The 12274-nt window shown below is 36.1% G+C and carries 7 protein-coding genes; all 7 read left to right on the top strand.

Annotated elements, in window-relative coordinates; all coding sequences use genetic code 11:
- Window positions 1-67: 67 nt before the first annotated feature.
- The 7 genes from P2W75_RS14245 (at window position 68) to P2W75_RS14215 (ending at window position 12271) form a co-directional block, all read left to right on the top strand.
- Window positions 68-2311 (top strand): GH92 family glycosyl hydrolase, encoded by a 2244-nt coding sequence (locus P2W75_RS14245; protein ID WP_276380966.1) that lies wholly within the window; start codon window positions 68-70, stop codon window positions 2309-2311.
- A 40-nt stretch (window positions 2312-2351) separates the two neighbouring features.
- Window positions 2352-4229, top strand: a complete 1878-nt coding sequence (locus P2W75_RS14240) for a sodium:solute symporter family protein (protein WP_276380965.1) — start codon at window positions 2352-2354, stop codon at window positions 4227-4229.
- A gap of 354 nt (window positions 4230-4583) precedes the next feature.
- Window positions 4584-5549, top strand: coding sequence for a glycoside hydrolase family 130 protein (locus tag P2W75_RS14235; protein WP_207297424.1), 966 nt, complete (start codon window positions 4584-4586; stop codon window positions 5547-5549).
- An 8-nt stretch (window positions 5550-5557) separates the two neighbouring features.
- The gene (locus P2W75_RS14230; RefSeq protein ID WP_276380964.1) at window positions 5558-6625 is read left to right on the top strand and encodes a carbohydrate-binding family 9-like protein; all 1068 of its coding nucleotides are present in this window, start codon (window positions 5558-5560) and stop codon (window positions 6623-6625) included.
- A 7-nt stretch (window positions 6626-6632) separates the two neighbouring features.
- Window positions 6633-7712, top strand: coding sequence for a putative glycoside hydrolase (locus P2W75_RS14225; protein ID WP_207297422.1), 1080 nt, complete (start codon window positions 6633-6635; stop codon window positions 7710-7712).
- Window positions 7713-7892: 180 nt separating this feature from the next.
- Window positions 7893-8915 (top strand): isoaspartyl peptidase/L-asparaginase family protein, encoded by a 1023-nt coding sequence (locus P2W75_RS14220; protein WP_207297421.1) that lies wholly within the window; start codon window positions 7893-7895, stop codon window positions 8913-8915.
- A 215-nt stretch (window positions 8916-9130) separates the two neighbouring features.
- A complete protein-coding gene (locus tag P2W75_RS14215) occupies window positions 9131-12271 on the top strand; it encodes a glycoside hydrolase family 2 TIM barrel-domain containing protein (protein ID WP_276380963.1) in 3141 nt (1046 codons plus the stop codon).
- Window positions 12272-12274 lie beyond the last annotated feature (3 nt).

Raw genomic sequence — 12274 nt, 5'->3', positions numbered from 1 at the left:
CCGTCTAAATAAGTTTTAATAAAAAGCCAGTTTATATAAATTTAAAGTTAAATTAAGGTTGTTTTATATGAAGAATTTTATTCTGCCGCTTTTATTTGTAATTCTGGTTACAAGTTGTAAAATAAAAGTAAACAAAAATACGAATCACAAAAATAATTTTGTGAGCCATGTAGATCCTTTTATTGGGACAGGCGGACATGGGCATACTTATCCAGGAGCAACTGTTCCTTTTGGGATGCTTCAAGTGAGTCCAGATAACGGAATCTCAAGCTGGGATTGGTGTTCAGGATATCATTATTCAGATTCTATTGTATCTGGTTTCAGTCATTTACACTTAAGTGGAACTGGAATTGGAGATCTGGCCGATATTTTATTCATGCCAACCAATAAAAAAGTCGATTTAACAATCAAAACAACTTCACGCGATCAATTACCTTATAAATCATTATACCATCATGTTAACGAAAAAGCAACACCGGGTTCTTACCAGGTTTTTCTTGAGGATCCTAAGATCAATGTAGAATTAACTTCTTCACAAAGAACAGCTTATCACAAATACACATTTGCTAAAAATGACAAACAATCTGTTGTGGTCGATTTAGGATTTGCTATTAATTGGGATAAAGCCTTAAAAACAGGAATTACAATTGAAGACGAATACACCATTAGTGGTTACCGTTATAGTAAAGGCTGGGCGCAAAATCAAAAAGTATTTTTTGTAGCGAAATTTTCAAAACCTATTTTAGAATCAGTTTTAACTGCTGATAAACAAATTGTTACTGCTAAAAAAGCTGACGGAGAAAATACTTCGGCACAATTATTTTTTGATTCGAAAAACTCAAATGAATTGTTTGTAAAAGTCGCACTTTCATCAGTAAGTATAGCCAACGCAAAAGACAATTTAGACGATCCAAAAATCAATTTCGATGAAACAAAAACAAAAGCTTCTTCGATTTGGAATAACGCATTAAGTAAAATTAAAGTTGAAACACCAGTAGATTCGTTAAAAACGATTTTCTATACTGCGCTGTATCACGCACAAGTTGCCCCTGTAACCTATAGTGATAAAAACGGTCAATTTAGACAAGAGGATGATCAAATTGTTAGAGCAAAAGATTATACCGCTTATTCGACCTTATCACTATGGGATACTTTTAGAGCCGAAAATCCTTTATTGACTTTACTGGCTCCAGACAAAACTTCAGACATTGTAAACTCAATGCTGACGTATTACGACGTTAAAAAAATACTTCCGGTTTGGACATTATATGCCAATGAAACCAATACCATGACAGGTTATCACTCCATTCCTGTAATCGTCGATGCGTATTTAAAAGGTATCAAAGGTTTTGATGCCGAAAAAGCATATCAGGCCATGAAAACGACTATGATGCAGGACGAAAGAGGATTGAATTTCTACAAAAAATACGGTTATATTCCTTATAATGTATTAGATGAGTCAGTTACCATCACGTTAGAATATGCTTATGATGACTGGTGTGTGGCGCAGATGGCAAAAGCATTAGGAAAAACCGAAGATTACCAGTTTTTCTTAAAACGTTCTCAGGCGTATCAATATTTATTTGATTCAAAAACAGGATTCATGAGAGGAAAATCTGAAGATGGAAAATCTTGGAACGAACCTTTTGATCCTAAACATTCTAACCACAGAGAACACACCGATTATACCGAAGGAAATGCATGGCAGCACAGCTGGTTTGTACCTCATAATGTCGATAATTTAATTTCGATTCATGGTGGAAATGAAATCTTTACAAAACGTTTAGAACAACTATTTACAGAAAGTTCAGAAATTACAGGAAACAATGTTTCGGCAGATATTTCGGGATTAATCGGGCAGTATGCACACGGAAACGAACCAAGCCACCACATTGCATATATGTTCAATCACGCGGGCCAGCCTTGGAGAACACAATATTGGGTTCGTCACATTTTAGACACACAATACAATACAACACCAAACGGATTAAGCGGCAACGAAGACTGCGGACAAATGTCGGCATGGTACGTTTTCAGTTCAATGGGATTATACCCAATGAATCCGGCGTCTGGCGAATACGAAATTGGAAGTCCGATTTTCGAAAAAGCAACCCTTAATCTTGAAGACGGAAAAACATTTGTAATCGAAGCAGAAAATGTTTCAGACAAAAATTATTACATCCAGTCGGCAACATTAAACGGCCAGGCATTCAATCAAACAGCAATCACACATCAGCAGATTTTAGCGGGAGGAACATTACATTTTGTAATGGGGCCGCAGCCGAATAAAAACTGGGGAATTAAAAAATAAACAAAACAAAAACAAAACTAACCTAACAACAAAAAAATAAATGGATATTATTGACGTATCGATAATCGTAGCATACATTCTGCTCTCGGTAAGTATAGGAATCTGGATTTCAAGAAAAGCAAAAAAAGGACTTGATGACTATTTCCTAGGAGGAAAAACAATCAAATGGTACTTTTTAGGTCTTAGTAACGGATCTGGAATGTTCGATGTTTCGGGAACTTCCTGGATGATTGGCGTTTTATTTCTATACGGAGTAAAAAGTTTCATGTTTATGTGGCTGTGGCCGATATGGAACCAGATTTTCGTCATGATGTTTCTTGCTGTTTGGATTAGAAGATCAAAAGTAATGACCGGCTCTGAATGGATTTTAACACGTTTTGGAAGTGACAAAGCCGGAAAAGCATCTCATATTATTGTAGCGATTTTTGCGATTATCTCGACAATTGGTTTCATCGCGTATTTCTTTGAAGGAATCGGAAAATTTGTAACCATTATTCTTCCTTGGGATTTAACATTGCATTATGGCGATATGATTTTATTGACATCTGAGCGTTCTTATGCCTTGTTAATCATTTTTTTAACGACCATTTATACAGTAAAAGGCGGAATGTTCTCTGTAGTAGCAACAGAAGTGGTACAGTATTTAATTATGATTGTAGCCGGAGTTTTAATTGCAGGTTACGCTTTTATCAATTATACTGATATTCAGATTAATTCAATTATAACACCAGAATGGAAAAATGTTTTCTTTGGCTGGCAGTTTGAAACCCAGTGGAGTGATAAATTCCAAACTTTCAATACTTTAATTGACACAGAAGGTTACAAAATGTTTGGTGCTTTCATCGGAATGACGTTATTCAAAGGATTCTTCGCGAGTGTGGCAGGGCCAACACCAAGTTACGATTTACAAAGAGTTCTTTCTACAAAATCGGTAAAAGAAGCTGCTTACATGAGTGGTTTTACGAACCTGATTTTATTTATTCCAAGATATTTATTAATTACCGGAATCGTGGTAATTGCCTTAGTAAACCTAGCGCCTGAGTTAAATGCAAATGTTGGATTAACAGGAGCTGATTTAGAATTATTAATGCCAAAAGTGGTCAATTTATACATTCCGGTTGGAATTAAAGGAATTCTTTTAGCTGGTTTATTAGCCGCTTTTATGTCGGGATTCTCAGCATTTGTAAACGCTGGTCCAGCTTACATTGTAAATGATATTTATAAAAAATATTTCAAACCAGTAGCTTCAAACGCACATTATATTAAAGTAAGCCAGATTTCGTCTTTTCTTGTAGTAGGTTTAGGAGTTTTCATGGGATTCTTTGCAGATTCTATTAACTCTTTAACGTTGTGGATTACAAGTGCTTTGTACGGAGGTTACGTAGCGGCGAATTTCCTAAAATGGATTTGGTGGCGTTTTAACGGCTGGGGGTACTTCTGGGGAATGTTTGCTGGATTAATCATTGCTTCACTGCAGTTTATTTTAGGGATGAACAAAGCCAATTTAACCGAAGGTTCTTTCTTATACGATTTATCACAAGTTCAGGCCATTTACCTGTTCCCGTTAATATTCGGATTCTCAATTTTAGGTTGTCTTTTAGGAACATACTTGAGCCAGCCGACAGAAATGGAAGTTTTAAAATCGTTTTATTCCAACGTAAGACCTTGGGGATTCTGGAATCCGGTTTATAAACAATTAAAAGCTGAAGATCAGTCTTTCGAAAAAAATAATGATTTCTGGCTGGATATGATGAACTGTGCAATTGGAATTGTGTGGCAATCGAGTATGATTCTGCTTCCAATATTTTTTATCATCAGAGATTATCCAAAAGCAATAGCAGCCTTAATCGTGTTTTTAGTAACTACAGCGATATTAAAATTCACGTGGTTAGATAAAGTTAGGAAGATTCAAGAATAGAAAGAGTATAGATGCAAGAAGAGAGATTATAGAAGCAAGAAGCAAGAAGAAAGAGTATAGAAGAAAGAGTATAGAAGCAAGAGGAAAGATTGTAGAGCAGAAAATTGCTTTGTCAGTCTGAGCGAAGTCGAAGACCACACAGGTAATTCTATGCTTCTATATGTTAAGAATAATAAATTAAATAAAAATAAACACTTAGAAACATCAGTTTTTATGTTTAAAAAAGCAGTAACCAAAAGAAGTATTCCACACATAACTAAACTTTTACATACTGACGCCCCTTTTTTGAAATTTTAAAAACTATGTTTCCTATGTGTTTCAATAAAATAAAACAATAAACAAAAAATAAAAAAAATGAGCAGTATTCCTTGGCAAGACAGACCCGAAAACAGTAAAGATGTAATGTGGAGATATTCTGAAAATCCAATTATCAACAGATATGCGATTCCATCTTCAAATAGTATTTTTAACAGTGCAGTTGTGCCTTTCGGCGACGGATATGCAGGTGTTTTCAGATGTGATAATAAAGCGGTTCAAATGAATATTTTTGCCGGCTTTAGTAAAAACGGAATCGATTGGGAAATCAACCACGAACCAATCGTAATGCAGTCAGGTAATACCGATATGATCGAATCTGCTTATAAATATGATCCTCGTGTAGTCTGGATCGAAGACCGTTACTGGATTACGTGGTGCAACGGGTACAACGGGCCAACAATTGGAATTGGGTATACATTTGATTTTAAAGAGTTTTTCCAATGCGAAAATGCCTTTTTACCATTCAACAGAAACGGAGTTTTATTCCCTCAGAAAATAAACGGTAAATACGCCATGTTAAGCCGTCCAAGTGATAACGGACACACCCCTTTTGGAGATATCTGGATTAGCTACAGCCCAGACATGAAATACTGGGGCGAACACAGATTAGTAATGAAACCAAGTCCGTTTGAGCAAAGCGCATGGCAGTGTACAAAAGTAGGAGCAGGGCCAATTCCTATTTTAACAAACGAGGGCTGGTTAATGATTTACCACGGAGTTATCAATACCTGCAACGGTTTCCGTTACGCAATGGGATCAGCACTTTTAGATATAGATTCTCCAGATAAAGTAAAATACAGAACACAGCCTTATTTATTAGGACCTGCAGAGATTTATGAAATGGTGGGAGATGTTCCAAACGTAGTTTTCCCATGTGCTGCTTTGCATGATACAGAAGAAGATAAGCTGGCAGTTTATTATGGTGCGGCAGATACAGCAGTTGCGATTGCTTTCGGAAAATTAAGCGAAGTAATTCAGTTTACAAAAGATAACAGTTTATAAAAAAATCCATGTTTCTAAAATTTAAGTGGTTAACAATTGTTTTAGTTTTTTCTTCGGCACTCGTTTTTTCGCAGCCGAAGAAAAAAACAATTGTGCCTAAAACGTACACAGCCTCAAAAATCACAAGTCCCATTGTTATTGACGGAGACGAATCTGATCCATCATGGAGCAAAGCAGAATGGACAGATCTTTTTGAAGATATCGAAAATGATGTAAAACCAAAGTACGCTACAAAAGTTAAAATGCTCTGGGATGAAACCAATTTTTATATTTTAGCAAAGATTGATGAGCCGCATGTTTGGGCCAATTTAAAGCAGCGTGATACCATTATTTTTTACAACAACGATTTTGAAGTTTTTATAGATCCCGACAGCGACACTTTTAACTATTACGAATTAGAAATAAACGCCTTAAACACTGCTTGGGATCTATTTTTATCAAAACCATACCGCGAAGATCTTGTGGTTTTAAACGACTGGAATATTCCCGGTTTAAAATCGGCAGTTAAAATTCACGGAACCCTTAATAATCCTAATGATACAGATCAGGGCTGGGTGCTTGAAATGGCGCTTCCGTGGTCTGCTTACAAAACTTCCTATTACGATCAAAACGTTCCAGCCGATAAATTCTGGCGTGTAAACTTCTCAAGAGTAAACTGGGATCATTCTATTGTTGATGGTAAATACGAACGCAAGAAAGGTGCCGACGGAAAATTTCTGCCAGAGTACAACTGGGTTTGGTCGCCAATGGGCGTTATAAATATGCATGAACCTGAAAAATGGGGTTATGTTTATTTTTCTACAAAAGAAGGAAAAGATATCTTTACGATTCCGCAGGACGAAAAAGTACGATGGGAACTTTACAATTTGTACAGAGCCCAAAAAGAATACAGCCAAAAACACAAAGTCTGGGCGAAATCATTGACAGATCTAACAAAAGAAACGATCAAAGTCGATGGCAAAATTTTAAAACCAGTATTAGAAAATCATGCCTCTGGATATAATATTTCAGTAAAAAGTCCTTTTTCAAACGAAACATTCATTATAAGGCAGGACGGCAAAATAATTTCAAAATAAACTAACTATGAAACTACCAAAACTATTACTTTTTTTATTGGCATTCAGCATTTTTTCGTGTGCCAAAAAAGAAGAAACAACCACCTTTAAATTTGGAGTATGGACAACCGCTGATGCTAAAAAATCAGATGCTGATTATACTGCAGAATTCAAAAAATACAAAAGCGGCGGTATCGACGAAGTATTAATCAATACCACAACAGATCCAAAACTTTTAAAAAGATTAGTGCCTCTTGCCACAAAAGAAGGCCTTAAAGTGCACGCTTGGATTATGGCTATGAACAGACCGGGAGATTCTGTTGCTTTAAAACACCCAGAATGGTATCAGGTAAGCAAAGAAGGGAAATCATGTTTTGATAACCGCCCGTATGTAGATTACTACCAATGGTTATGCCCAACCAGAAAAGAATCAAGAGAACACGTTTTAGCTTTAGTGGAAGAACTGGCAAAAGTAGAAGGAATCGAAAGTGTGCATTTAGATTACATTCGTTTCCCAGACATCTTTTTACCAATCAGTCTTCTGCCTAAATACAATCTGGTTCAGGATGTAGAATTACCGCAGTTTGACTTTTGCTACTGCGATGAATGTGTAAAAGCATTTGAAAAAATCCACCATAAAAATCCAAAAGAAAGCCACAATACTTCTATCGATATGGAGTGGAAAAACTTCCGTTTAAATGCGATAAAAGCAGTGGTTAACGATGCATACGCAATTGCACACAAATACAACAAACAATTAACGGCAGCTGTATTCCCTTATCCTGAAATGGCAGACCACATGGTGCGCCAACGCTGGGATAAATGGAACATCGATGAAGTATATCCAATGATTTACCACAGTTTTTACAACGAAGAAATTGACTGGGTTGGCTATGCAACAAAGCAGGGAGTTGATGATTTAGAAGATAAAAAGACAAAAATCAATACAGGAATTTATATTCCAGGATTGAAAAATGATAAAGAATTAAAAGAAGCAATTTTACTGGCAAAACAAAACGGAGCTGTTGGTGTTTCTTTCTTCGACGGAAATGCTTTATCAGAAAGCAATTTAAAAACGATAAAAGAGACTAAAGAAAGTTTAAAATAGTATTTTTAAACACGTAGAAACATAGGTTTAAATTTGTGTCAAAAAGAATGCAAAAGAAACAAGTTTTCACACATTGCTATGTTTAGTAATGTGAGTGAAACGCCTTTAAGATTTCGAAATCTATGTCTCTGTGTGCTAAACAAAAAATATTTAACGGTTCCATTTTAAAAAGTAAACAGCATGTCAAATAGAAGAGATTTTATCAAAAAAACAGCTTTAGGCGCGGCAGCGTTAAGTTCAGTTGGCTTTAGCGGATTTGCAAAAGAGAAAGATGAAAAAGAAGAAGTTTTAGAATTTTCTTCAAAAAAAGTAAAAAAGCCAATTGTTATTTCGACATGGAATCACGGATTGCCGGCCAATCAGGAAACATGGAAACAGCTTAAAGCCGGAAAATCACCTTTAGAAGCGATTGAAGCTGGAATGAAAATTCCTGAAGCAGATCCGAATGTCCGCAGTGTTGGTTATGGAGGATATCCGGATCGCGAAGGAAAAGTAACCCTTGATGCCTGTATTATGGATCACAACAGCAACTGCGGTTCTGTTTGTTTTCTGCAGGGAATCAAGCACCCAATTTCGGTTGCCAAAAGAGTTCTGGAAAACACACCTCACGTTATGTTAGCTGGGCAGGGAGCTTTGCAATTTGCTTTATCAGAAGGATTTAAAGAAGAAAATCTTTTAACTCCTGAATCAGAAAAAGACTGGAAAAAATGGCTGGAAGATTCAAAATACAAACCGGTTATTAACATAGAAAACCACGATACCATAAGCATGCTAATGTTGGATCAAGACGGAAACCTTTCGGGAGGGTGTACCACCAGTGGTGCTGCCTGGAAGATGCACGGCCGCGTCGGTGACTCCCCAATAATCGGCGCGGGTCTTTTCCTGGACAACGAAGTAGGAGCCGCAGCAGCAACAGGTTTAGGCGAAGCCGTAATCAGAACTGCCGGAAGCGCTATGGTAGTCGAATTAATGCGTCAGGGAAAATCACCTTATGATGCCTGTAAAGAAATCACAGAACGTATTTACAACAAACATAAAAACCACAAAGACATGGAATATCTTCAGGTTGGTTTTATTGCTTTGAATAAAAACGGCGAACATGCCGGTTACAGTTTACGATCAGGTTTCAACTTTGCCGTTTCTGATGATGAAAAAGGACACAGAATGGAAGATGCCAAATTTAAAATGTCTTGGGATAAATAGATTACGCAATATTTGTCATTTCGACGTAAGGAGAAATCGCACACGTAATTCGACAAAGATTGACGAATTGCTTTGAGGAATTTCTAGTGCGATTTCTCCCTTTGGTCGAAATGACAAACAGGAATAAAAATTTTAAAACACATAGAAATATAGATTTTTCTCTCACAATCTATCCCGATGTTCATCGGGGCTATGTGTTCAAACAAAAACAAAGAATGAAAAAAATAGTATTCATAACAACCTTACTAATTTCCTCAGTTTTATCCGTTAATGCGCAGGAAAAAATTCCGTTCTGGCAGAATGAAAAAATCAATGAAGATAATAGAGAGCCCATGCACGTTGCTTATTATGTTTTTGAAAATGAAACAGCCGCTGCCAAAAACAACTGGAGAGAATCTAAAAATTATTTAGATATAAACGGCGCTTGGAAATTCAAATACGTTAACAAGCCAGCCGATCTTCCAAAGGAATTTGAAAAAAGCAGCTTTAACGATTCATCATGGGATAATTTTAAAATCCCGGCAAGCTGGGATGTAAACGGTTATGGATATCCGGTGTATGTAAACACCACTTACGATTTTGATTATTTAATGGCACCAAATCCACCGTTTGTGCCAACCAATTATAACCCGACAGGAGTTTACAGAAGAGAAGTTACTATCGATAAATCATGGGAAGGAAAAGACATTTTTCTTCACATTGGTACAGCAAAATCAAACTTAACAGTTTGGGTAAACGGAGTGTATGTAGGGTATGGTGAAGACGGAAAATTACCTTCTGAATTCAACCTCAACAAATACGTAAAAACAGGTAAAAACCTCATCGTTTTACAAGTAATGAAATGGAATGACGGTTCGTACTTAGAATGTCAGGACATGTGGAGAATGAGCGGAATTACTAGAGATTCGTATTTAGTTGCGAGAAATAAAGCGCATTTAAATGACTTTGAAATCATTCCGGATTTAGATGCAAATTACGTAAACGGAAGTTTGAAAATTTCAACTCAATTTTCAAATGTAAATGCAAAAGACAATTATAGTTTAGAAGTACAATTAAAAGACGGAGAAAAGGTTGTGACTTCAAAAGTTATTTCCGCTTTAAGCGAAAAACAAACTTTCGATTTTGTAGTAAATAATCCGAAGAAATGGAGTGCCGAAATTACGAATTTATACCGAGTTTCTTTCCTTTTAAAAGATAAAAAAGGAAACGTTGTGGAAGTAATTAATCAAAACGTTGGTTTCAGAAAAGTTGAAATTAAAGGCGGACAGCTTTTAGTAAACGGAAAAGCGATTTACATTAAAGGAGTAAACCGCCACGAAGTGGATCCAATTACAGGTCAGACGATTTCCAGAGAAAGAATGGAGCAGGATATTAAACTGATGAAAGAGTATAATATCAATGCGGTGAGAATGTCGCATTATCCAAACGACGAATATTTCTACGAATTATGCGATAAATACGGAATTTATGTAGTCGATGAAGCCAATATCGAATCTCACGGAATGGGTTACGATATTACCAAAACGCTTGGTAATAAACCAGACTGGGAATTGGCGCACCTTCAGCGTATGCAGCGTATGATCGAAAGAGATAAAAACCATAGTTCAATCATCATCTGGAGTATGGGGAACGAAGCTGGAAACGGTTACAACTTCTACAGAGGTTATTTATGGATTAAAAACCGTGATAAATCAAGACCAATTCAGTACGAAAGAGCAACAGCGGGCGCTTGGGACGGAAAAGATTTAAAATTCGAATGGGATTCGGATATTATTGATCCAATGTACAGTTCTCCAAACAAAATGGAAGAATATATTTTGGCAAATCCAAACCCAACAAGACCTTACATTCAGTGCGAATATGCGCATGCAATGGGGAATTCTATGGGGAATTTTAAAGATTATTGGGATGTGATTCGTAAATATCCAAACTTTCAGGGCGGATTTATTTGGGACATGATCGATCAATCGGTTTATAAAAAATTAGACAACGGAACTACGATTTTAGCGTACGGAGGAGATTTTGGTCCAAAAGACGTAAAAAGCGATAACAACTTTGTAAACAACGGCGTTTTTACAGTCGATAGAAAACCAAATCCACATGCTTTTGAAGTAAAAAATGTAATGCAGAACATTTTGACTTCTTGGGAAAATCAACAAACGGCAACTATAAAAGTGTACAATGAATTTTCGTTTAAAGACTTGAGCAATGTAGTTTTAAACTGGAAATTGGTTTTAGATGGAGTTGTTCAAAGTTCAGGTAAAATCGATTATTTAGCAATTGATCCAAATCAGTCAAAAACCTATGAATTACCAATTAAATTAGGAGATAAACAATTTCAAGAAGCTTTTATCAATATCTCTTATACTTTAAAACAAGAAGAGCCATTCCTGCCAAAAGGTTTTGAAATTGCCAGAGAACAATTGGCTTACAAAGGCGAATGGAAAAATGATATCACTTTAAAAGGAGAAGGAAAAATTACAGTTGAGAAAAAAGCAAATGCGACCGTTTTTAAAAGTGATAAAGCCGAAATTACTTTTGATAAAAAAACAGGATTTATTAACGGATATTCATTCAATAACCAGCTAATTATAAAAGAAGGATATCAATTACGCCCAAATTTCTGGAGAGCGCCAAACGACAATGATTTTGGAGCAAACTTCCAGAAAAACTTAGTCGCTTGGAAAGAAGCAACAGAAAATCCAACGCTGGTAAACTGGACTTTCGTTCCAACAAAAGACAATAAAATTGCAGTAAAAGCAACGTATAGTTTGCCTCAGGTAAATTCAACAGTTGAATTGAATTACGAATTGAACAGCAACGGAGAATTAGTGGTGAAAGAAGTTTTAAATATGGATAAAACGAAAGAACAGCCAATACTGCCAAGATTTGGAATGGAAGTCATTGTTCCGAAAGAATTCAGCAATTTAACCTATTACGGAAGAGGACCGCACGAGAATTATATCGACAGAAATTACAGTTCAGAAGTTGGACTTTATAACCAAACGGTTTCTGAGCAGTATTATCCGTATATCCGTCCGCAGGAAACCGGAAATAAAACCGATGTCCGCTTTTTAGAATTAGTAAGCGATAAATTGAAATTAACCGTAACATCAGATAATTTATTAGCGATTACTGCTTTACATTTCTTAAACGAAGATTTAGATGATGGTTTAGAAAAAGATCAGAGACACGCTGCCGAATTGAAAGAAAGAGATTTAACAAGTTTAAAAATCGACTACAAACAAATGGGAGTAGGAGGAATTGACAGCTGGCAGGCATGGCCAATGGAAAAATATTTGCTGAAAGACAAAACATATCAATACCAATTTAAAATAACACCTTCATTAAAATAACAG

Source organism: Flavobacterium sp. H4147 (assembly GCF_029360735.1).
In the GTDB taxonomy this organism is placed as follows: Bacteria; Bacteroidota; Bacteroidia; order Flavobacteriales; family Flavobacteriaceae; genus Flavobacterium; species Flavobacterium endoglycinae.
The sequence above is the reverse complement of the archived record's forward strand: the minus strand, read 5'-3'. Positions and strand labels throughout refer to the sequence as shown.